The 20,550-nt window shown below is 58.0% G+C and carries 23 protein-coding genes and 1 tRNA gene; 15 read left to right on the top strand and 9 right to left on the bottom strand.

The window, feature by feature from the left end; translation table 11 throughout:
• Positions 1-1,438: NAD(P)H-hydrate dehydratase (locus tag KF767_12760; GenBank protein MBX3018755.1), on the bottom strand; the 1,438-nt coding region annotated here is incomplete at its 3' end.
• Positions 1,439-1,445: 7 nt separating this feature from the next.
• On the opposite strand from KF767_12760, the gene KF767_12755 reads away from it, so the two are divergent.
• Together KF767_12755 and KF767_12750 are read left to right on the top strand one after the other, a co-directional pair.
• Positions 1,446-2,411 carry a hypothetical protein gene (locus KF767_12755; GenBank protein MBX3018754.1) on the top strand — a complete coding sequence of 322 codons (966 nt, stop codon included), beginning with the start codon at positions 1,446-1,448 and terminating at the stop codon, positions 2,409-2,411.
• 70 nt (positions 2,412-2,481) lie between these two features.
• Positions 2,482-2,568, top strand: a tRNA-Leu gene (locus KF767_12750).
• A 91-nt stretch (positions 2,569-2,659) separates the two neighbouring features.
• Here the strand turns inward: KF767_12750 and KF767_12745 are convergent.
• Entirely contained in the window at positions 2,660-3,394 is a 735-nt protein-coding gene (locus tag KF767_12745) for a hypothetical protein (protein MBX3018753.1), read from the bottom strand.
• Positions 3,391-3,567: a hypothetical protein gene (locus KF767_12740; GenBank protein MBX3018752.1), complete on the bottom strand. Its 177-nt coding sequence runs from the start codon at positions 3,565-3,567 to the stop codon at positions 3,391-3,393. Before KF767_12740 ends, KF767_12745 begins: the two co-directional genes overlap by 4 nt.
• A 375-nt stretch (positions 3,568-3,942) precedes the next feature.
• Here KF767_12740 and KF767_12735 point away from each other — a divergent pair, with 375 nt between their 5' ends.
• The 3 genes from KF767_12735 to KF767_12725 are packed head-to-tail and all read left to right on the top strand — an operon-like array spanning position 3,943 to position 6,442.
• Positions 3,943-4,533, top strand: coding sequence for a hypothetical protein (locus KF767_12735; GenBank protein MBX3018751.1), 591 nt, complete (start codon positions 3,943-3,945; stop codon positions 4,531-4,533).
• A complete protein-coding gene (locus KF767_12730; GenBank protein MBX3018750.1) occupies positions 4,530-5,888 on the top strand; it encodes a hypothetical protein in 1,359 nt (452 codons plus the stop codon). Before KF767_12735 ends, KF767_12730 begins: the two co-directional genes overlap by 4 nt.
• Positions 5,888-6,442 (top strand): hypothetical protein, encoded by a 555-nt coding sequence (locus KF767_12725; protein ID MBX3018749.1) that lies wholly within the window; start codon positions 5,888-5,890, stop codon positions 6,440-6,442. The genes KF767_12730 and KF767_12725 overlap by 1 nt, the downstream gene beginning before the upstream one ends.
• Here the strand turns inward: KF767_12725 and KF767_12720 are convergent.
• Positions 6,426-6,848, bottom strand: a complete 423-nt coding sequence (locus tag KF767_12720) for a nuclear transport factor 2 family protein (GenBank protein MBX3018748.1) — start codon at positions 6,846-6,848, stop codon at positions 6,426-6,428. The genes KF767_12725 and KF767_12720 overlap by 17 nt on opposite strands.
• Before the next feature lie 99 nt (positions 6,849-6,947).
• On the opposite strand from KF767_12720, the gene KF767_12715 reads away from it, so the two are divergent.
• Complete coding sequence (locus KF767_12715) at positions 6,948-7,760, top strand: class D beta-lactamase (protein MBX3018747.1); 813 nt, start codon at positions 6,948-6,950, stop codon at positions 7,758-7,760.
• Positions 7,761-7,763: 3 nt separating this feature from the next.
• Here KF767_12715 and KF767_12710 read toward each other — a convergent pair whose 3' ends face one another.
• Both KF767_12710 and KF767_12705 read right to left on the bottom strand, forming a co-directional pair.
• Positions 7,764-8,129 carry a hypothetical protein gene (locus KF767_12710; protein MBX3018746.1) on the bottom strand — a complete coding sequence of 122 codons (366 nt, stop codon included), beginning with the start codon at positions 8,127-8,129 and terminating at the stop codon, positions 7,764-7,766.
• 134 nt (positions 8,130-8,263) lie between these two features.
• Positions 8,264-9,013, bottom strand: coding sequence for a DUF481 domain-containing protein (locus tag KF767_12705; protein ID MBX3018745.1), 750 nt, complete (start codon positions 9,011-9,013; stop codon positions 8,264-8,266).
• A 164-nt stretch (positions 9,014-9,177) separates the two neighbouring features.
• Here KF767_12705 and mscL point away from each other — a divergent pair, with 164 nt between their 5' ends.
• Both mscL and KF767_12695 read left to right on the top strand, forming a co-directional pair.
• Entirely contained in the window at positions 9,178-9,552 is a 375-nt protein-coding gene (gene mscL, locus KF767_12700; GenBank protein ID MBX3018744.1) for a large-conductance mechanosensitive channel protein MscL, read from the top strand.
• Between the two features lie 7 nt (positions 9,553-9,559).
• Positions 9,560-10,096 (top strand): hypothetical protein, encoded by a 537-nt coding sequence (locus tag KF767_12695; protein MBX3018743.1) that lies wholly within the window; start codon positions 9,560-9,562, stop codon positions 10,094-10,096.
• A 20-nt stretch (positions 10,097-10,116) separates the two neighbouring features.
• On the opposite strand, the gene KF767_12690 is transcribed toward KF767_12695, so the two are convergent.
• Both KF767_12690 and KF767_12685 read right to left on the bottom strand, forming a co-directional pair.
• A complete protein-coding gene (locus tag KF767_12690) occupies positions 10,117-10,581 on the bottom strand; it encodes an LEA type 2 family protein (GenBank protein ID MBX3018742.1) in 465 nt (154 codons plus the stop codon).
• Between the two features lie 41 nt (positions 10,582-10,622).
• Complete coding sequence (locus KF767_12685) at positions 10,623-11,441, bottom strand: hypothetical protein (GenBank protein MBX3018741.1); 819 nt, start codon at positions 11,439-11,441, stop codon at positions 10,623-10,625.
• A gap of 72 nt (positions 11,442-11,513) precedes the next feature.
• Here KF767_12685 and KF767_12680 point away from each other — a divergent pair, with 72 nt between their 5' ends.
• From KF767_12680 to KF767_12650, 7 genes are all read left to right on the top strand, one after another.
• Entirely contained in the window at positions 11,514-11,996 is a 483-nt protein-coding gene (locus tag KF767_12680; protein ID MBX3018740.1) for a hypothetical protein, read from the top strand.
• 281 nt (positions 11,997-12,277) lie between these two features.
• On the top strand, positions 12,278-12,781 hold the full coding sequence (locus tag KF767_12675) for a hypothetical protein (protein ID MBX3018739.1): 504 nt from the start codon (positions 12,278-12,280) through the stop codon (positions 12,779-12,781).
• Entirely contained in the window at positions 12,781-13,320 is a 540-nt protein-coding gene (locus KF767_12670) for a hypothetical protein (protein MBX3018738.1), read from the top strand. Before KF767_12675 ends, KF767_12670 begins: the two co-directional genes overlap by 1 nt.
• Before the next feature lie 138 nt (positions 13,321-13,458).
• On the top strand, positions 13,459-16,860 hold the full coding sequence (locus KF767_12665) for a hypothetical protein (GenBank protein ID MBX3018737.1): 3,402 nt from the start codon (positions 13,459-13,461) through the stop codon (positions 16,858-16,860).
• Positions 16,857-17,405 carry a hypothetical protein gene (locus KF767_12660; GenBank protein ID MBX3018736.1) on the top strand — a complete coding sequence of 183 codons (549 nt, stop codon included), beginning with the start codon at positions 16,857-16,859 and terminating at the stop codon, positions 17,403-17,405. Before KF767_12665 ends, KF767_12660 begins: the two co-directional genes overlap by 4 nt.
• Entirely contained in the window at positions 17,402-18,415 is a 1,014-nt protein-coding gene (locus KF767_12655; protein MBX3018735.1) for a hypothetical protein, read from the top strand. Before KF767_12660 ends, KF767_12655 begins: the two co-directional genes overlap by 4 nt.
• On the top strand, positions 18,412-18,990 hold the full coding sequence (locus KF767_12650; GenBank protein MBX3018734.1) for a hypothetical protein: 579 nt from the start codon (positions 18,412-18,414) through the stop codon (positions 18,988-18,990). Before KF767_12655 ends, KF767_12650 begins: the two co-directional genes overlap by 4 nt.
• Here the strand turns inward: KF767_12650 and KF767_12645 are convergent.
• Positions 18,987-20,405, bottom strand: a complete 1,419-nt coding sequence (locus KF767_12645; protein ID MBX3018733.1) for a hypothetical protein — start codon at positions 20,403-20,405, stop codon at positions 18,987-18,989. The genes KF767_12650 and KF767_12645 overlap by 4 nt on opposite strands.
• Positions 20,406-20,550 lie beyond the last annotated feature (145 nt).

Here is a 20,550-nt window from a genome sequence, read left to right as displayed (position 1 = left end):
GATCGCCACCTCGACGAACGTGTTGACTGGCGATGCGGCCGTGCACGTAGGAAGCCAGCCCCGCGGCTTCGGCGGCCGAATTCATCTGCGCGTACAAACCCGCGAGTAATCCCGCGAGCACGTCGCCGGATCCGGCTTTGGCGAGCGCCGAATTTCCCGATAGTAAAATTGAAAGATGTCCCGACTCGTTCGCGATCACGGTGCGGAAGCCCTTCAAGACGACGACGCCGCCCCAGCGATTTTGGGCAATGCGCGCGGCTTTGCAGCGGTCTTCATTGATCGCGACCGCGCTTTGCGAGGTCAGGCGGGACAGCTCGCCCGGATGCGGAGTCAGAACCCAACCCGACGGAAGCGGGCGGGCGATCTCGACGACCGGTAAGGTGTTGAGCGCCTCGGCGTCGAGGATCACTTTCGGCGCGTTTCTTTCGCTCAGCCAATGGATGACTTTGGCGATGAACGCCGAATCGGTCAGTCCGGGGCCCACGACAAAAACCGATTTCTCCACATCGAACTCACGCGTGAAGAGATCATCGTGCGCGAGGTAAATGGCCTCGGGGAGTTTGAGCATGTCGGGATAAACGTCTTCGTCCGCGACGACGTAAGTGTATCCGGTGCCGACCCGGAGCGCGGCCTCGGCGGCCAGGATCCCGGCGCCGCGAAAACGCTGGCTTCCGCAAATCAACACGACATTGCCGAAATTTCCTTTGTGCCCCGTCAGCGGTCGCGCGGGTAAGGCGTGTTCGGCGCGACGTTGGCCGAAAGCGGAGTGGGTTGCGGCGACCTCACGGATAAGCTCTTTCGGGTACAGAAGGGGCGCGATACGCACTTTACCGGCGTGGGCGGGGCCTTCCATCAAAAGTAGTCCCGGTTTGGCGGCGCCGAAAGTGACGGTCAGTTGCGCGCGAAAAGCGAAGCCGCGCGGGATGCCACGATCCGCGTCCAGACCGCTGGGAACATCGACGGAAATGCAAAGCGCGCGGGCGCGCCGCAGGCGACGGAAAGTTTTCACCCACATTTCGGGAATGTCGCGGGTCAGTCCCGTGCCGTAGACCGCGTCGACGATGACCCCGGTATGCCATTCGCGGCTCCAGATATCTTGCTCGGTGATCGCGGTGAAACCGACGCTTTCGGCGCGGCGTTTTTGCGTGTGCCAGATTTCGCTTTGGCCTTCTTGCGGACAGTAGACGCTGAAATTGGGTTCGAGTCCGCGACCGGCGAGGGCTTTGCCGATTTTGGCCAGCGCGAGCCAGCCGTCCGCGCCGTTGTTGCCGGGGCCGATCAGGAAGAGCGATTTTTCCACGGACTCCGTGGAATTTTCCAAAACCGCTCGTTTCACCGCTTCGGCGGCGGCGTCCATCAGCTCTTCGCTCGTGAGTCCGAACTCGGTCATTGACCGTCGATCGAGCTCTTGGGACTGTGCTTGAGTGAGCAACCGCATATCCGAAATGCTAACACGGGTCTTGGCCGCCGCCGACGGAAATATCACGCTCTTCTGGGCGGTTCCGGATTTCGCGCGCGATCTGCGTGAAGAGTTCGACAAGCGACGCTCTCCCGAGGATGAAGTTTGGGGAGAGTTCGACGGCAACTTGATCGTGCGCTCCCCTTCGCGTGAGGCGCCGCTGACGCTCGCGTGGGCGCGTTCGACTTGGCATCATCTGCAGCTTCTGAAATTCGATTCGATTGGGCAGGCCGCCAAGTTTCTGGACGACGGACAGAGCCCGCGTCGCTACGTTTCGGCCTCGCTCGCAGCGCACCGCCGCGCCGAACTCATTCAAGAGAAGCTCCGCGGTTATCCGAAAGTTTGGCGCGATTTCCGCGAGTCGCTTGCGCCCACGGAAAGTTTTGGCGGATTTTTGATGCTCGACGAAAATCACCTGGCGTGGTCGGGCGCGGTCCGGCCGCGTTTGCCGCTCGACGGCCCGGTGTTTAACGAGGACAAGACGGCCCCATCGCGGGCTTACCTGAAGCTTTGGGAGTCCTTCCACCGTTTTGGCGAACTGCCGATTCCGAAGGCAAAATGTTTCGAGCTGGGGGCGAGCCCGGGCGGTTGGACCACGGTCCTCCGTTCTTTGGAGGCGGAAGTTTGGGCAACGGATCGGGCGGAGCTGGCCCCCGCGCTCATGAAAGATCCGCTCGTTCACTTCGAAAAGGGCGACGGCTTTCAGTGGAATCCCGGGCGTTTACCCGAGATGGACTGGGTCTTTTCGGATGTCATTTGTTATCCCGAGAAGCTCTGGGACTGGGTGCAGCCTTGGCTGGCGCTTCCGCGACCGCCCAAGATGCTCTGCACGATTAAATTCCAGGGCGAGACCGACTACGAAACCCTGATGAAGTTCGCGCAGGTGCCGCGCTCGCAACTCGTGCACCTCTTCCAAAATAAGCACGAATTGACCTGGTTTTTTTCGCCCTGAGGCGGATTTCAGACCCTTGACAACGGGTTCGGGGGGCGGCACTCTCACCGCTCTTCAGAAGCATCCAATTGCCCGGATGGCGGAACTGGTAGACGCGCTAGATTCAGGTTCTAGTACTCGCAAGGGTGTGGAGGTTCAAGTCCTCTTTCGGGCACCAAGTTTCAAGTCTTCGAACCAAGATTTTCAGAAATATCATTCTTCTCATGGTGTTTTCGAGTGCGCTCGACTTGGCGTAATACCTACGCCGATCACAAAAGATAAATCACTTTGTCGGAAGCCGCGGAAACCCGTTGATCCGAAAAGCATGACTCGAAATCGCTGTCGGTTGTGATGAAGATTGGAAATTTGCTTTTGGAAAACAGATTCACGATCATCGCATCTGGCCCCCGAAGCCCATGTTCGCCCATGAGGTTGACCATGTCCGTCCATCGTAAAGGCGTGTCAAATAAATCGGAAATACGACCCTCCATTGTCTCGATAAAATTGAGACCGAGGTCTTCTTCGATCATCGTCCATTCATTGACGAGCATCGAGCCGACAAATTTTTTGCAGAACTCTTTCCAATCTTCGATGTCGTAGGCTTGGTCTAAGTGTTTCCGCAGTTTCTTGAGGCGGCGCTCGTCAATTTTGTAAGACTGCTGCTGCCGTCGGGCCGCGGTGTCCTGATCGCGAATATCTTTGAGCAGATTGAAAATCGACGGATCCCGGGACTCCTTCTTGAGCGTGCCGAAAAGCCGGATGCAACCTTGGGTCACTTGCTTACGGAAAATCAAATCAACAAATTCCATTCGACTGATGACGTTTGCGTAGAGCGAGACGTCGTGATCGGAAAGCAAGTCGAGCAGATCATTCGCCTGATTGAAAAGCCGGTCATCATCGTAAGCGAGCGCATAAAGAAAGCCCGTATCGGCGAGGCATTTGGGCTGCTCGCCCAATTCATCAAAATGCCGAGACAGGTCTTCCAGGCTTTTCATAATCTTCATTGCGCATCCAAGTCCTTCGACACGGGGCGAACCGGAGAGGCCACTTTCTTTTTGTCCTCTCGGTTGATTTTGTTAACCAGCTCCTCGGGGGGCGGCTGCTGGCCTAACTCCTTGAGTCTTTCCGCCAGCCGTCTTCCGGCTCCTTTTTTGGGTACTCTTGCTTTTTCGCTCATATCACCTCCTCGTCCTCGTTGTACTACGGCGCCGGAGACCCTTCTAAATACCTGATTTTCAGTATCTATTGGCGAGCTCTCCGGTTTTCGGACCGGCAGCAACCCCATTTCGACGACTGAGAGTCTTTGAGGAGCTTGAGTTGGGTGATTTGCACTTCTCGGGCCCATCGCGGAAGTTGCCCGGGCGTCACGATCCCTCATTTTTATATTCAAATTTGCGATCAAGATTTGGAGCTTCCTTCTTCTTTTGGGTTTCTTAATTCGTGACACCTTGAATCACTCCTGAGCGGAAGACCAGAAGTCACCGCCGTCGAATGAAAAACTCCACGCACACGCTAGAATGAGCGGACCGAACGACATCGCATTGGAGGCGGCATGCGCACATTCCCGCGTGGGATTTTTGGAGTCTTTTTTCTTTCGTTAGCGCTCTTCACGGGAGCGTGCACGCGTGAATCCAGTTTGCCTTCGCAGGAGCGTGCGGAGTGGACGATCTTCGTCTACGGTCACGCGGATCACAATTTGTCGAATTCGATGCTGATCGATTTGCGCGAGATGGAAGCCGCGAATCTTTCCTCCCAAGTGCGCGTGATCGCCGCGATCGATTACGACTCGTCACAGGACATTCCGGGAACGACCGGAAATTATCCGGACGGCACCGTCGTTTACGAAATTCTCGGTGGTGGACAGTCGCGGGTGATCGCGACTTATCCCGAGCAGAACTTCGACGACGTGAACGTGATGGTCGATCTGGCGCAGAAGGCCTTCAACCAGTTCCCGTCGAAAAGACGCGGCCTGGTGCTGTGGGATCACGGCGGTGCCTGGGACGGCGGTTACGGCGGCGATACGCAAAACGGAACCGTGCGTCCGACCTCGATGACCGTCGCCGACGTGAAAAGCGCGGTCACCACGTTGCTCGGAAAATCCGTCAGAGCAAATTCGACTTCCTGGCCTTCGACACCTGCTTGATGGGCAACCTGGAGGTCGCGTTCGAATTGAAGGATCTGGCCCAGTATTTCTTCGCGAGCGCGGAAATCGATTTCGGACCCGGTTGGGATTACACCGCGGCGCTGAACAGCTTCGTCGCGCGTCCGACGGCGGACGTGAAGACCTTGGCTCCCGAGATCATCGCGGGCTGGGACGCGCACCACCGCACGGCTTCGGTGCCCGAACTCTATTTGCGCACGCAGATGGGCCTTGAAACCGCGAAGCTGGATAAAGTGGCGGCGTCGACGGCGAAGCTCACTTCCGCCTTGGTCGGCGGCGCGCTCGGTATCGGTCGCATCACCCAGCAGTTGACCCACTCGAATCCCACGTACGGGACGGGCGGCACTTACGGTCGGCCGTCGAGCTACCGCGACGCCGGACACTTCCTGCGTATGCTGAAAGTCGCGGGCGACGCCAACGTCGCCGCCGCGGCGGATGAAGTGTTGCGCGATCTCGGCGATGCGATCATGGCGAGCACTCTCGGTACGCACCGAGACGGCGTGCAGATCGGTCTTTCCATCGAAGGCGGCATCGGCGAGGCGTGGAACAACTACCGTCGAGCGATGTACAACGGCTTTCAATGGAAGAACGCGACGAACTGGTCGAGCGTTCTGGACAAGATCCGCGAAAATGCGGAGGCGGATCACACGCCGCCCACGGTGACGACGACGGTCGACAACCCGGTGGCCACGACCGGCAATCCGCCGACCGTCGAGTTCACGGTGGTGGATGCCGACGCCGATCAGGCGATGGTTTATTTGTATTCGCGCACCTCACCGGCCTTCACGGAATACCTGGGCGTCGTGGGGCACGGTTTCGTGAACAATGGCGACACTTACCAATTCCCGTGGGACGGAAAACGGATCGTCGTTTCGAACGGTACGACCACGAGCCCCGTCGCGGTCGAGTTCTCGATGATTCCGGGCCTGAAGCCCGACGGTTCACCCATCGGCGGATTTTACCGCATCCGCGGCTTCTTGCAGGACGGCGCGACCGAGTATTTGGCGTTCCTGCTGATGTCGCCGGACGAGGACGACGCAAACAATGTCATGATCGTCGACACGAACGGGCAAGTGGGATCGGTGCCCGTGCGCTATTTCGCCCAAGCGGGCGGCGCGACGTTTACGCCGGTCATCCGTCGCACGTATTCCGCCGGAGGTTCGCCGCTGCTCGTGCGCCAAACGCCGATCGCGATCTCGCCTTCGACGACCACGTTGCAAATTCTTGAGCAAGATGTCGCGCTCGGGGAATACGTCATGGCGACCTCCATTCACGACATCTGGGACAACTCGGGCGCCGCGAGCGACGTCATCGACGTGCAATCCGTGCCCTTCTGATGAACAAACGAAATGCCCTTGTTCTTTCGGCCGTGATCCTGCTCATCGCGGCCTTGGGCTACGGTCTACGCGTGGGCATCCAGCCCGCCGCAGGCCCTGCCGCGTCCGAAGTCGCCGCGACGGGTACTGCCAGAGCGGCGAAGACGTCGGACGTGACCGCCGCGCCAATCGAAGCGCCCGCCGTGGCGGAAGCGACGGCGGCGTCACCGAGCCCGCCCGAGGCGTCGACTCCGTCGACGATGAAGACCGAGAATCCGCAGACCCACTTCGAACCCACCAAAAAGGAAATGGAGCTTCTGAGCCTGCTCGAGCGTCATCGCCTTGATGCGGGTTTGGGCCTTCGTGCGCTGGATGCGTTGCACGCCGGAAAGCGGGACGCCGAGTTTCAACAGTGGCTACAAGTCGAACTGCGGGATCACGTCTTGGCGAAGCTCCACATCGCGAACTGGGCCGCCGAAAACGGTTACATCAAAAACGTCGAGGACAAAAAAACGCGTGAGGAAAAACCGCGCAAAAAAGTGAGTCCGGTGAAATCCATCACTCCGAAGAAGTAGCGCTCGTCGGAGTTCCCGCCCATGCCTGGGCTTTTTCGGCGGTCGTAAAGGAGTGGAACTCCGTGATCTTGCCGTTGACGAATCGGAAGCCGTCCACGACGCGGCCGTCGATCCATTTTTCGTTGCCGTGCAGGCGCACGTGGACGTGAACGTCCACCAGGATTTTGTCGCCTGTGGTGTGGAAGACTTCGGGCTTGCAGGCGCCTTCGGCCCATGTGCTTCGACCGCTCGCGATGTGCTCGCGGAGCGCCTCGAGGCCGCGATAGGTTCCCGAGTTTGGGGCCCCTTCGAATTCGACGCGGTAGATCTGCGGATCCAAAAATGCGCAGGTGGCGTCGATGTCATTGCGACTGAGGGCCGCGTAGAATTCGCGTAGCGCGGTCACTTCTTGGCTTTCTTGCGACATTGTCACCTCCTGCGTGGATTTCAGTCTCACGGCATCGCGGAACAAACGCTAGCCAAATTCACCGCGAACGTGAACTCTATCGGGATGAACCGATGTTTTATGAGTTTTATCGTCTTCCCCGCGCTGCTGGGATTGTGCGCGAAGACCGCGGGGGCTCGCCCGGACTACCAACGCCTTTTTCAGGACCGTGACGCTTGCTTCCTGCTGGTTGAGCTGCAAACGAATCGGCAAGTGACCGAGCACAATGTCGCGCTTTGCGATGAGCGGCGGTCTCCGTACTCGACGTTCAAAATTCCCGCTTCGCTGATGGCGTTCAACGAGGGCGTCTTCAAGGACGAGCGACAAGTCATTCCCTGGGACGGGGTGAAACGCGGTCGCGCCGAAATCGATCAAGATCTCACGCCGTTGAGCTTCATGAGCGCTTCGGCGAAGTGGGTGACCGAGTGGCTGATGCCGCAAATCGGAAGGGCGAAGATCGGGACGTACCTCCAAGATTTCAAATACGGGAATGAGGACTTCGGTGGAGGACTCAAGGACGCGTGGGTCTCTTCGACTTTACAAATTTCCGCGCGCGAGCAAATCGACTTTCTCAAACGCCTTTGGCGGCACGAACTGAAAGTTTCGAAGAAAGCCGCCGAGCAGACACGGGCGGTGATGAAGATCGAGGTGGCGAAAGGTCTCGGCTTCGAACTCTGGGGCAAAACCGGAACCGGTTGCGTCCGTGGTCATACGTGCCTGAAAGAATCGGCACCGATGTTCGGTTGGTTCGTGGGAGTCGTGCGCAAAGGCGAACGCGACTATATTTTCGCGGGTCATGCCAAAGATCTAAAGCCGCAAAAAGCACCCGGGGGGCCGCGCCAGCGCGACACCACCATCGAAATCCTGCGCCACATCGACTTCGGCGTGAAGTAGAGTTTATTCGCGTTCGAAGAAGGCGCGTTCCGGAATCCCCTGCTCTTTGAACTGGGGGTAAATCCAAAACGCCATCAGGCCGAAACACATCTGAACCGCCAGGCACAAAAGCAGGATCGGCGCGGGAATCAGTTCCCAAATCCAGGCCCCAGGGAAAATCCGGCAGGCGGTGATGACGAGTAGGCTAGAGATCAACGTGAACTGCAGAGACAGACACCAGAACAGGTGCCAAACGGATCTGAACATGAAGGGGTAGTCGACGATCCTTAAGCTCAGGAGCAACCGATCCAGCGGCGTCACCGCTTGGGCGTATGCGTATCCATGGGCGGTCAGCCAAGACTTCAACTTGTCGTGCGCATTTTGTTTCACGCGGACAGTATCCACGAAGTCGTCCAAGAAGGGGAACGAAAGTCTCGTGAAGGAGAAATAAAAAAGGCCCCCGCGTGGGGGCCTTGATTCCGGCGGCGAAATTAGAATTTCGCGACTGGTCTGTAAGCGCGAAATTAGAATTTCGCGACGATCGAAGTGGTGAAGGTCTTATCGGCGTACTGGGCGCCGGGGATGACTTCGTTGCGGTACTTGATCAGGTATGCGGTTTTCAACGAGAAGATCGACGACAACATGACGGTCGCCGAGGGCTCGGTGTTCACGAAGTAAGCGTTCGAGCTCGTGAAGTTGGGCAGGTACTCGACCCAGTATTTCACCGAGAGGGTCTCGTTGAGTTGCTGAGCGTACTCGACGTACAGACGACCGAAGTTTTCGCGAGTGACCGTTCCGGGAACCGGGGGAGTCGCGGCGGGCGCGCCGGCGAACTGCGTGTTCGTCGAACGATAACCGGCCTCGGTGAAGAGATTCAGGGTGTCTTCTTTGAAGATGAAGTACTTGCCACCGATATCGGCGTTGTCCCGTTGGATGTAACCCGCGTAAGGATCGGCTTCTGCCCCGTACTGCAGGAAGGCGCTCCAGTTCGTGCTGACCGAACGTTCGTAACGACCCGAAGCGTCCCACGATTTCGCGGTCTCGACGCCCGCGGTTTTCGTTTGCAGATAACGACCGCTCAAAACGTAAGAGTTCAGATCTTGAACGTAAGTGGTTTTCTGTTTTCCCGAATAGGATTCAGTTTCGGTATTTCCCGAGGTGGTCACCAAAGCGAGTTCGGCTTCGTTGGACCAACCTTGTTTCGAATCTTGCGCCCACGCGTGACCCGCGGACAGAAGGAATGCACATGCGACAGGCAAAAGACGGAAATTCATTCGTAACTCCTCAGTTAGCATTAAGCTGCTGTGGAGGTAGGCCACAGTGCCGTGAAGTGCAAACCTTGATGCGCCACAAAACTCCAAGGGATCTGTAGGGTTAGCCCTGGATTTCGGCCCTTTTCTCCGCTAGTTCGAAAGGTCGTTTAAAACGGAGGCATTCAATGGGAATCGTTCAAGAGTTTCGCGAGTTCGCGGTTAAGGGAAACGTCATCGATATGGCGGTGGGTCTGATCATCGGGGCGGAGTTCGGTAAGATCGTCAACTCGGTCGTTTCCGACATGATCATGCCTCCTATTGGTTTGCTGATCGGTGGCGTCGATTTCAAGAACTTGTTTTTGCTCATCAAGGAAGGCACGACTCCCGCGCCTTACCTGACCGTCGCGGACGCGCAGAAAGCCGGCGCGGTCACCATCAACTACGGAAACTTCATCACGACCCTGATCACTTTCACGATCATCGCTTTTGCGGTCTTCATGTTGGTGAAAGGCATCAATCGTTTGCGTTCGGGCGCGGGTCCGAAGACTCCGGCGGCGTAACGTGGGCGTGAAGGACGGAAGTCAGAACGCGATGCGGGCCATCGGTCGTTTTATCAAAATGTTCGTGGGCGCGATCGTGATCGTGATCGTCGGCTACGGTGTGGTGCAGTGGTATCCCTACATCTTCTCGAAGAAGGTCGATGGGGTTCTCCAACAGGTGCAAAACACCCAGCTCAACGTGGCGCTGATGCAGTCGGCGCAAAACGCGGGCGACATGAGCCGCCAGCTGCTGTCGTTTTCGATCTCGGTTCGTCAAGATGATGGCGAAATCATCACGGCCGAAACGGATAACCGTCAGTGGGCCGCAACCCGTCCCGGGAACTGCGTGACCGCGACGTTCTATCCCTATCCGCCGTGGCGTTTCGACAAATCGGGGATGTTCTTCAACGCGCGTTTGGACAAGCAGTACGAGTGTCCGGATCGTTTACAGAAAGTCGGCGGCCAACAAGCCATCGACAAGTTGAACGAACGAGCGCCGACTCCCGAACAGCTGTCGCCGACGGCGACGCCCGAGGTTCCCGTCAATCCGAATCAGACCATGTAATCAGAGAAGGGGCGAGTGAACTACTCGCCCTGCCATTTGATGGTTCCGTCTTTACTAAACGGAATCGTGAAAATCCCCAAGCGCGCCGAGCCTTGCAGCATGTACTGCGATTCCGGCTTTTGCAGCGCGCTCATCAGCGAATCGAAAACGCGGGCGTATTCCACTTTGATCGGCAGCGAGACCTTCACCGTCTGCTCTCCGGGAAGCTCCGTGACTTGGTCGTAGACGCCTTCGGCGAACTGTTTTCCATTCAGCACGAGTTTGTAGTCGATGCCGTCCACTTTCAGCGTGGTCGGATTGGGATTTGTGACATTGAGGTCGAACATCAAAGTCGAGTCGCGCAGACCGGGATTGGTGACCCGTACCTGATCGAGCTTCACTTCCGGGCGTTTCACGGCGAGCTCCAGAAGACTGCACGAGGTCACGGCCAAAGTCATTGCGGCCATCGCCGAGAAACTCAACAAAATGCGAACGGAGGTTTTCATGAGCCGGAAGCCTAATCGCGGTCCGCGGATTTGACAACCTTCTATCCCGGAAGGCGCCCGGACTTCAGCGACAGACGGATCTGGATCAGATCCTCGTTGTGTTTGTCTTCGAGCTCATCGGAGGCGCGCACCAGGCTCAACACCGTGTCGAGGGATTTTTCGATCACGTTCAAGTAGCGCGGAGAAATACGACGAATGAGCATCTTATCCAGACGCGAATCGAATTCGAAATCTTCGGCGAAGCTTTCATCCCACTCGTCGAACTGACGGTAGAGGGGCTTCAGTTCCGGAAAATCCGTGGCGGAAGGGAACTGATGCTCGGTCGAATAGGTTTTGAGCCCTTCGGGAAGAAGACGCACGACCTTGGCCGCTTCGAGCTCTTGAATGGCGGGTTGCAGATGCTTCCAGTTGAAAACCCGTTTGAGTTCCTCCACGGCGAGCGGCTTGCGCGCGAGGGTCGCGGTCAGGAACAAATGGTAGTGAGTCTTCGAACGCGCGAGCATGTGGACTTGACGCCGGTTCAGCTCACGTCCGCGATCCGGGCCCGCGACCACGCTGGCGGCTTCGCGTTTCGCCTCTTTGAGTTGCGGGGCATTCTCGGGAGCGGGGAACAAATGTCGCGACGACGGAAACTGCGACCGGCAGTAAGCGAGCACGAGGGCCGCGCCGTCTTCGTCCGGCAGGCTCTTTGAAATTTGTTCAACCACCTTGTGGGAAGGCAACACTTGGCCCGATTCCATCTTCATGTAGTAGGCGTAGTTGATCTCGACACCTTGCTCGCTCAAATACGAATGAAAACCCCGGGCCTTGTCGTGCCCGGCGCGCTTACGTAGCAGTCGTAAGGTGTGCGCGAAATCCATAAGTCTCTTATCGGGCGAGTGTCGCTAAACATGAGAGTTGTGCTGGACCAACGGCTTGATTAAGTCGGCGGCATGCGCATGATGAAGTCGTTCTTCCTTCCCCTCTGCTTCGGCGTTTTGTTTCTGGTGATCGGAGCGACGAGCTTCGCCGGGAACGGAGTCGAACGCGGCTCGACCATGATCGAGTGGGACGATGTGGCCGGACTGCTTCGTCCTGAAATGCGCGAGGCGATCGAGGAATCGATTCGGGTCGAGTGCCCGCAGCTGTCGGATTATCTGCGCGGCGACACTCTGGTCGTTCACGCCATGCGTGTCGTCGGAGCGGGCGCCCAGATCAACGAACCTCAAGGCGCTCCCGTGATGGAGCTGACCTTCCGGTTGGCTTCGAACGGCGAACGTCGCTTCAAAGTCCGTATGGCCGCCGAACCGCCCCGCGGTTTCTTGGCGACGGATCGCGAAGCTCCCGGCGTGCGCTTCAAGGTCACGATCCTCGAATGGATCGGAACCAAAGAGTGCTTCGGGATGGAGTTCGGCACGCCGAACGAACGGCGCTAGGTTAGGTTTCAAAATTCGGTCTCAGGTGCGCCCAAGCTTGAGTCTTCAATAATGGGCATGGCTCAGTGACTCGGCCCCCTCCTTGTCACTGGGCTTTTTTTATTCCCGAAACGGTACGACTCTCGCCCTGTCTAAGATTTTGATGGGTGCCTGCACGGCGCTTGACGGCGTATCACGCCCGTCGACCCCATGGGACACTGGACAGGGGTTATACGCGCGTTCAGCGAAATTCGGCGTGGCCTCCGATGTGCAATTTGAAATCACATCTGAGCGAGGTACGCATGAAGACGCAAGTTGGTGAAAAAGCGATGAAAGCACGGACTACGGGACAAAAACTCCTGATCGTCGCGGGGCTGGTCGTCGCAAGTTATATGTCGACCTCTTATGCGCGTTCGAACTCGCCTGGCGGCGGGCAATGTGCCTCGAGCTATAAAGATCTCGAAAGCCATCCCGAAGCGGGCGGGCGTTGTTCGCCCTCGGCGCTGCGCTCGCAAGTCAGTCGTCTGCGGAACAAGACGTGGTACGGACCCTTCGGCTACAAGGTCGAGTTTCGCGATCCCGGTTCGGGTCCGTTTTTCGTGATCGTGAACGGTGCGAAGAAGTACGGCAACCTCTGCTGCTCGGGCGGCGTGTGGTCGCTTCCGGGTTACGGCGCGATCACCCCTCGCGGTAACAACGGCTTGAGCATCGGTAGCCATTCGTTCTCTTCGCAACAAGACTCGCATAACCGTCACGCTCCCTTGCAGTTCGCGGAGCTGCCCAACGCCACGAACGGTGTGAATTGATGTCGCGATTTTTCGCCATCCTTTTTCTGATCACGGGATTTACCGCCGCGGTTTTCGCGTCGGATGACTCCGCGAAGTTTCCGCTCGGTAAAGTGCCGGACGGTTGGACTTACCGCGAGATCCCCGAAGTCGAACGTCGTTTCGAGAACCTGCCCTTCGAGGTCAAAGGTTTACTGGAACGCAAGTTATCCGAGAACCGGGTCATTTCCATTTACGTGACGATGATGCCCTTGAAACGCGGGGCCGCTCGCCTTCCCGCCAGCACCTGGCGTTGGGTCGACCTGACCTTCGTCCCGCAGGGAATGCAGGCGCCGAAGTCTTACGTCCTGAGCGAGCAGCAAAACGTGGGACCGAAGCAGCAGTGGAACTTCCGCGAAGCGAAGATTTCGCGGGCGGGGATCGCGCTGAACTTGGCCGCTTTCCACACCCAGAACAAGTTTGCGAACATCTTCTTGGTGCTTCGCCAGGACGAGACGGACTACGTCGGTAACCTAGGCCAGTTGAAAGAGCTCGTCTCGGCGCTCAAGTGGTCGTCGTAACCTAAGATCGCCACCCTTTGTCTCTGATCGAGACTCCGGTCCGTACGGAAATGGGAAGATCTGTCAAACTTCCAGTCGTTTCGATAAGCTAATCCTGTTCACGGGTTTTTCAAAACTTCGTGGGCGGGGGGTTGCTGCATGCCTTTTGTGTTGGTCATTATTGGCCTCTTGGGCGGCTTGCAAATTTATTTCTTCGGTGTCGCCGATCGCGCGCAGAAATCCGTCGCGGCGCAGGTCCTGCTTTCGCGTTCGTCGAAGAACGTGAATCAAGAAATTTTCCTCGAGCAACTTCTGGCCGTGCAGGTGCAGGAGCTGATGCGCCGTGAATCGATCACCGCGATCGATCTGGAAAAGGGCGTCTCGTCGATCGTGAACGCCAAAAATCCTTCGAACCCCGAAGCGGATCAAAAATCGGTGATCTTCAAGCCCTCGATCGCGGCGGCGAATGCGGCGAAACAATTGACCGAATTCCGCAAGCTCTTCGTGGGGGAACATGAATACCGGGTGAAGGCCTTTTCGTCTTCCCTGCCGCGGGATCCGACCGGCTACGTGGACCTTGCGGTCTGCCCCGTGAAACAGCCGGGGATGGAAGAAGTCGATACGCGTTTGCCGAAACGGGTCCGTGTGCGCCTCAGCGTGAAAGCGGGCTTCTTGAACGCGATCACGGGCAACAAACTTTATAACGTTCTCATGCCGGGTGAGGTCTACGGGAACGTCGCGGAGTTCGGCCAGCGCGATTGGAGCAACCAGTGGATGGGGAGCCGGATCTACGGCAACTGGCTCAGCGCCAAAGAGGTGAACCAGCCCGTCATCACGGAAAGTGGTTGGCCCTACGGAAAGGACGACGGGACGGAGCTGGACGGTTTCGACGTGGGCCGATGGGGCACCCAAAACACGGGCCCCCAGAGGGAGTTCCGCACGATGCCGATGTCCGAGATGATGACGGACTCGTTCTTCAAGCCCCAGGCTTTCGACACGGGAACGATCAACCTGACCCGTTGGGTGCCGTGGCCGACTTTCCGCTGGTGGGGCTTTGCCCTGGAGGGAACGGCCAGCCATTACGACGGTCCCGAGATTCCCTGGAATCCGAACACCCGTTCGCGGTCGCTGCCGAAATTCAATCCCGAGATGGCGCGGCTTTTGGCCCGCGGAACTCTGGTCACCGAAAAGGTCGGCGCGATCAAGTGGATTCCCTACGGGAAAACGTGGACCGAGGGGCCCGAGACGATCAACGAACTCGGACCGAACAAGGATACGGGCTTGACGGTCATCGACGGGAACATGGTCATCGACGGGCGGGACCAACCTTTCCGGATTTGCGGTCGTGTCTTCGTGACGGGCGATATCGTCGTCATGGGGAAATACCGTTCGAAGAACGACAAAGACGAACCTTGCCCTTCGGCATTGATCGCGGGTCGGAACATTTACATCGCGGATAATCTAGTCGCGAGCGACCGTGCCGACATCTTCGACCGGACGAACCTTGCGAACGTCGAACGTTTGGCGCAGATCACGAACCCCACGGTCGAACGTGAAATCGCCGAAGAAATTTGGTCGAAGGATCAGCTCTTGCTGCTGGCCACGAACAATCTGATCATGGGGAACCCTTTCCCCTTCGAGGGAAAGTACGTGGACGTCGCCGGCAAGACATTCATCGACCCTTCGATCGGGAACGAAAGTTCGATCATCTCCGACGCCCAAAACATCGCGAAATATTGGGAAGAGCTCTACGTCCACCGCGCGACGGGCGTGATGTCGCAGGCGCACCGGATCGGCACGAAGATCTGCTTCACTTTGCCCTGGGAGAACGTCGAGGTCGCCTGCCGGCAGAAAGACGGGAGCGACAATTTCGTATCGAACGAACGCTTCGTGCAGATCGAAGTGCCCACGCGAGAGTGGTTGATGACCGTCGAGGACAAATACGAGGCTTACCGGATCTGGATGAACTACCTCATTCCGGAAGCGTATTGGAAACTGTTCTTGCCGCTGAACGTGATCGATCGCAAAACCGGGGAAACGAAGCCTTGGATCACCGAAACCCAATTCGCGGCGGTGACGTTCAATGCCGCGGACTACGCGAAATACGTCCAGCCCGACGCCTGCGGGCGCCGCAATGTCCTCTTGAACACGCGGATCCCTTACCGGAATCCGGCGACGTTGAAAAGTATGTCGGATTTCAGCCGCGGCTTCGTCTCGGAGATGAATTCGGACCAAATGTTGAGCGATATCGACAAAGCGACCGGATTTCTGACGGCCTTCGGCGATAACAAAGCCGTCTATGACGAACTTCGCATCATCGATGATCCGAACTCCGCCACCCTCGATCCGGGGACCATCGCTACGGCCGACAAGCCCACGGTCCGTGAGATGATCAAACGCAGTCTGGATCTGTGCATCCAGCGCGCGAAGGCGCCTTTCGTGAATGAAGCCAGCGCGAAGCCGGGCGACCCCAAAGGCCCCATTCCGCATAATCCTCTGCCGACTTACAATGACATTTCCACGCTGACCAACAACATCACGGCCGCGGACATCAATCCCGCGGACGCGGTCTGCTACGGCGGGGACGCCACGGGCATCGTGTACGATGCCGGGGCAAACAACTTCTTCACCCGCTCTTCCTACAAGGGATGGGGCGATTATACGGAGCCCGCGCTGTTCGGGACCGCCGGAGACGAACGTCTGAAGAGCCAAGGGCTACGCTTCAGTCCTTTGACACCCCCCCATAGCGGCACTCACCCCGAAGCTTACCTGCATTTCCGCTGCAACATCGGCGTCTACGTGGCGGGAGAGACGTCCTCGTGCACGGGCGGCAACCCCGGCGAGTTCGCCGTCAGTACGGATCTTGACGCCTGGGAAGGACCGGCCAGTATCCCGGGGGTCGAGACGGTCACCCAGTGCGATTTGCTTCCGGACGTGACGACCTGGCCGAGTATGGAGAGGACCTGTATTCGCCAGCTGATACGGGTTCCGTACCGGAGCGCGGCGAGTGGCTGTAGCCCAGTGCCGAACAAGTTTATGTATTTCCTGAACAACGCGCCCGCTGGAATGCCGCGGGAAAAGTACAACTTCGAAGGTGCGGATCTGCATATCGGATTTTCTTCCGACGATGGCGGTCAGCCCTGGATTTACGTCGATTCCCGATTCCTCGAAGGGAAAGTGAATGCGGGAGGATTGGATCGCGAGGCCTTCTTGAAAAACCGCGTGAAGGAAGTCGACGGTTATCTGTTCTCGAATCAGTTCATCGCGCACGTCGCGGAAACGGTCCATGACCGGACCGTGCAAATCAACGGCGGGATTTCGGGCCGCGATTTCTTCGGACAGCTCGTCAGTAAGATCGGGCCCTACCGTCCGAACTACGACGCCGATCCGACGAAGGCGTTCCGCACTTACTACGGCGGCAAACACGAGACAGGTATCGTCGTGGCGTGGGACCCGCGCTACCGTTACGGCGAAGACATCATGCAGTCGGATATCGGGATGAGTGAGTTGACCGAAAATTCTGCCGACGTCATCGCCATGTGCGGGGCGGAAAAAGAATGATCCAGTTGGTGGCCGTCGCGGCGGCTTTTCTTTTCACGCTGTTCATGATTCTAGGCGGGATCGCGAACATCCAAGATAACTTGGGTGAATACCGCCGCCAGCTCGATGCGGAAGGTTTCGAAGGGATCACGCTCGGGCACGTCAATCAGATCATCGTGCGTGAGGGGGGACTGCTCGAATTCTTGCGCACGAACTGCTCGGAGTCGACCTTGGAGGTTGAGTTCAATCCCAAAATCAACAATTCCTGTTTCAACGATGAGGGATTCAAAAAAATCTTCGGTTTCGATCGGCGCGCCCCTACGAATGAACTGCGTAAAGCGCAAAGTATCGCGGAGATCGCGGCCGACCAGTCGGAAATTCAGTTCGAGTTCAATATGATGAAGCCGGGGACCGATCTGTGGCAGTTCGTGCCCATCGAAACTGGCCATCGTCTGATGAACGTTTCCTACATCGAAGTGACGGCCACGGTCTTTCTGAAGAAGAAAGAAGGCGGCGAAATCAAAGACGTACAAGTCTTCCTTTTCCGGAGGGTCTTTCGCCCATGAAATCGCGTGAATCCGGATTCGGTATCGTTGAGCAGTTGGTCGTGACGGTCATGGGGGCCTTCTTCGTGCTCTTGTTCGTTCATGGAACCCTGATCGTTTTGGATCGGTACTTTTCGGTGCAGACGATCACATCGTTCGATGAAGACCGTAAGGTTTTGCGGGCGCAGGTGGCCACTTGGGCCTCGGCGGCGTTTTCGTCGGAAGTCTATCTTTCCAACGAGATTCTAGCCGAATTCAACATTCAACGATCGGATTCGACCGATATTCTGCCTTACGCCGGATCTTACGGCGGGGGCCTTGCCTTCAGCGAACACGTGATTTCCGAGGGCGCCTTCGTCAAACCCGCGGACAACCCCGAGGCTTACGACGTCACGTTCATTTTCATTCGTGAAATGGCCGGGGAATCGCTGACGATCGGGGACGATCTTTCGGGTACACCGGATTTCAAAGGTAATCCCGGTTTGTACCGCCTGAATAAGGACGAGCCTTACGTGTACGTGGATCGCGAGCCCGAACACATCAAGGTGGGGGACGTCGTCGCCCTCAGCTCGGTGGCGGGCGCGGGATTTGCGCTCGTCAAGAAAATCGAAGATCGTAAGATCACTTTGGACTTCGACTCGTTCGGAACTTTTCGCCCGGACGATCCGCTGAAGAAAGAAGGCCCCTTCGTGGTTTTCTATAAAGGCGGGACGATGAGCCGCGTGGAAGTCGTTTTCATCGGGGTCGAGCTGGTGAAGGACGAGCCTTCGCGCGTGGTTCTGGGCCGGATGAACCGTAAGTCCGCGGACACTCCGTTCACCGTAAGTCACGAGTTGAAGTTGCCGACCCAGTCGCTCCGACTCGTGCGCGGAAGCGCGTCGGTCATTCCCGGCGGGACCTTCATTCCCTTCGAGACTCCCCAACAGTTGGCGGCTTCGATGGTGGTCCCGAGCTTCATTTCCAGCCGCCTGCAGAATAAGGCGTCGCAAGACTATTTCGCGTCCGAGATGACGTTTCTGGTGCCGCTATGACCTCGGATCGTGGTTGGCAGTTGATTCTTTTGGCCGGAGTGGTCGTGATCGGCGCGATCCTTTACCGCCATATTCAGCGTGACCGTCCACCTCACGAGGCGATGCGGAACGTCTCGCCGGATGGAACGGAATTCGTCACGCCGCGGGCAAAAGAATCCGCGCGGGCCGTCGAAGAGCCGAAATTGCCAGAGCGGGTTTCGGAGCGCGACGCCGCGGCCTCACGCCGGGCATGGGATGACGGGAATTACGAAGTGTCGATCGGCGATCCGGGGGTTCTGATCCTCGAAAACGGTCACGAGCGCCGGGTGTTCCTGTTCAGCGATATGCAAGTGAGGCGTTGCCGGAAGCTGGCCGCGCAGTGCATTTTCGGCCCGGACTTCGAAGCCCGGGTGAACGCGAAGTTGCCTTCGAATTTTCAGCAGCGTGGAACCAGTGGCTTTGACGTAAGATTGAATATGGGGGCGCCGGTCCGTCCGGCAGCGCCCCATCCCGCCGCGCGGAAAGCGGGAGTTCCCTCCGCGAAGGCGCTTCCGCCGACGACGAAGCCCGCACCCGTTGCGCCTAAAAGAAATTAAGGATTCTCGACCACTTTGCAGGCGTTCGCGAGCGGCGAGACGCCCGGGCCCATGCCCGCGCAGTGCAGACGGCTGAAGGTGAGGCCCGCACGGACTTGATCCGCTTGGTAAAGATCGTCACGCATCCAGCTCTCCAGATTTTTCATGACCCGCACGCAGCGCGCGGGGCTCCAGCCGCCGGGGCAACGCACGTTCATCGCCGAATTTAGTAGACCCGCCAAACGGCCGCGGCCGTCGGCCGTATCGCAGCTCGGAGTCAGGCGCCATTGCGGGTGCATCCGCACGAAGAGCGCCGTATCCAGGTCGATGAAGGCTTGCTGCGAGGCGATCAGGAGCTCGCGCGTATTTTTGGTGGTCGGCGCTTGGTTGCGGATCACGGGGCAAAGGCGGTCAGCCAGCGGTTGCAGTTCGGGGGAAAAATCGGTGGCGCCCCCCTCACACATCCGGGGATCGCTGACGAGGGTTTTCAAGAGCGATTGCACGGATCCGCCCGTCCAATCGAAATCTTCCATCTTCAGCGTGTCGGCTTGCACGTGCGCGGTTTGCAGCAAGTGGCACATCCGTTCCGCGCGTTGCAGTCCGCGCAGACGCTCTTGCAGCTCTTCGATCACGGGACCGGGCATACCTTTTTGGTAAAGCAGGCAGCTGCTGAAAGCGGAGTGGACGACATTTTCATAGTGCGCGTCGCGGTCTTCTTCTTTCGAAAGCGCCGCCGCCGAGATCGCGTAGTTCGGACCCAGGCTGCGCGGCCAGTACATTTTCGAACTCGCGGCCGGGCAGACGGGCTTTTCCAGATGCGACTTCACGATGAACTCGATCTCTTCGGCTTCCGACGCGTTCGAGGCCACTTCGCGGGACAGGGCTTGCACTTGTTTGAGAACTTCATCCCGTTCGGTGCGGAGAAGCCCCTCTTCTTCGGTCCAAGAGATATTTGAGCCGGGAAGCGAGCAGACACCGATCAAGCCGAACGCCAAATTGTGATCGCCGCGGGCGTGATCGACCGCGAGCTTCCACAGCCAACCTTCCGGCGGATCGGTTTTAGGACCGAGCGTTTGAGTTTGCGCGGCTTTCGCCATGAGGAGGCGCTCGTTCAGCGCGGATTTCACATCCTGCAAACGGACCTGGGCGTAAAAGCGGGCCACGAGTTTTTCGAAGCAGGGGTTTTCCCGCAAGCGCGCGGTATTTTCCTGTTCGTGGGTCGGCCCATTGGCCTTCACGAAATCCTGGATCTGCACGAGCAGGGGACTGCGGAGCCAAGCCGTTGGGGCCTCGGCGGGATTGCGCTTCTGTTCTTGTTCGAACGCCGTGATGGCTTGGACGTAAGCGTCCACCTGATGTCCCGTGCGCCAGTGATGGAAGGCGAAACCTCCCAAAAGCAGGGCCTGTAAGGCGATCAAGGTCCATTTCAGTTTCACGTCATTCGCTCCCGGGACATTCCTACAGCTTGTCGACAACCCAACGGGCTGTCGAGCAATTTGACAGGGGCTTTATCGGCAAGGACGGAAAAGCCCTTAAATATCAAGGGGCCGTTGGGGACTCGGCCTTGCCTTAGAGAGGGCC

This window comes from Pseudobdellovibrionaceae bacterium, from assembly GCA_019637875.1.
In the GTDB taxonomy this organism is placed as follows: Bacteria; Bdellovibrionota; Bdellovibrionia; order Bdellovibrionales; family Bdellovibrionaceae; genus JAHBUW01.
Note: the sequence above shows the minus strand (reverse complement) of the source record. Positions and strands in the feature narration are given on the sequence as shown.

Coding starts and splice junctions, on each gene's coding strand:
- KF767_12720 (MBX3018748.1), bottom strand. CDS start 6,848: ATGTCGCAAGAAAGCCAAGAAGTGACCGCGCTACGCGAATTCTACGCG.
- mscL (MBX3018744.1), top strand. CDS start 9,178: ATGGGAATCGTTCAAGAGTTTCGCGAGTTCGCGGTTAAGGGAAACGTC.
- KF767_12740 (MBX3018752.1), bottom strand. CDS start 3,567: ATGAGCGAAAAAGCAAGAGTACCCAAAAAAGGAGCCGGAAGACGGCTG.
- KF767_12690 (MBX3018742.1), bottom strand. CDS start 10,581: ATGAAAACCTCCGTTCGCATTTTGTTGAGTTTCTCGGCGATGGCCGCA.
- KF767_12685 (MBX3018741.1), bottom strand. CDS start 11,441: ATGGATTTCGCGCACACCTTACGACTGCTACGTAAGCGCGCCGGGCAC.
- KF767_12650 (MBX3018734.1), top strand. CDS start 18,412: ATGACCTCGGATCGTGGTTGGCAGTTGATTCTTTTGGCCGGAGTGGTC.
- KF767_12705 (MBX3018745.1), bottom strand. CDS start 9,013: ATGAATTTCCGTCTTTTGCCTGTCGCATGTGCATTCCTTCTGTCCGCG.
- KF767_12675 (MBX3018739.1), top strand. CDS start 12,278: ATGAAGACGCAAGTTGGTGAAAAAGCGATGAAAGCACGGACTACGGGA.
- KF767_12725 (MBX3018749.1), top strand. CDS start 5,888: ATGAACAAACGAAATGCCCTTGTTCTTTCGGCCGTGATCCTGCTCATC.
- KF767_12670 (MBX3018738.1), top strand. CDS start 12,781: ATGTCGCGATTTTTCGCCATCCTTTTTCTGATCACGGGATTTACCGCC.
- KF767_12755 (MBX3018754.1), top strand. CDS start 1,446: ATGCTAACACGGGTCTTGGCCGCCGCCGACGGAAATATCACGCTCTTC.
- KF767_12715 (MBX3018747.1), top strand. CDS start 6,948: ATGAGTTTTATCGTCTTCCCCGCGCTGCTGGGATTGTGCGCGAAGACC.
- KF767_12655 (MBX3018735.1), top strand. CDS start 17,402: ATGAAATCGCGTGAATCCGGATTCGGTATCGTTGAGCAGTTGGTCGTG.
- KF767_12680 (MBX3018740.1), top strand. CDS start 11,514: ATGCGCATGATGAAGTCGTTCTTCCTTCCCCTCTGCTTCGGCGTTTTG.
- KF767_12735 (MBX3018751.1), top strand. CDS start 3,943: ATGCGCACATTCCCGCGTGGGATTTTTGGAGTCTTTTTTCTTTCGTTA.
- KF767_12660 (MBX3018736.1), top strand. CDS start 16,857: ATGATCCAGTTGGTGGCCGTCGCGGCGGCTTTTCTTTTCACGCTGTTC.
- KF767_12665 (MBX3018737.1), top strand. CDS start 13,459: ATGCCTTTTGTGTTGGTCATTATTGGCCTCTTGGGCGGCTTGCAAATT.
- KF767_12745 (MBX3018753.1), bottom strand. CDS start 3,394: ATGAAGATTATGAAAAGCCTGGAAGACCTGTCTCGGCATTTTGATGAA.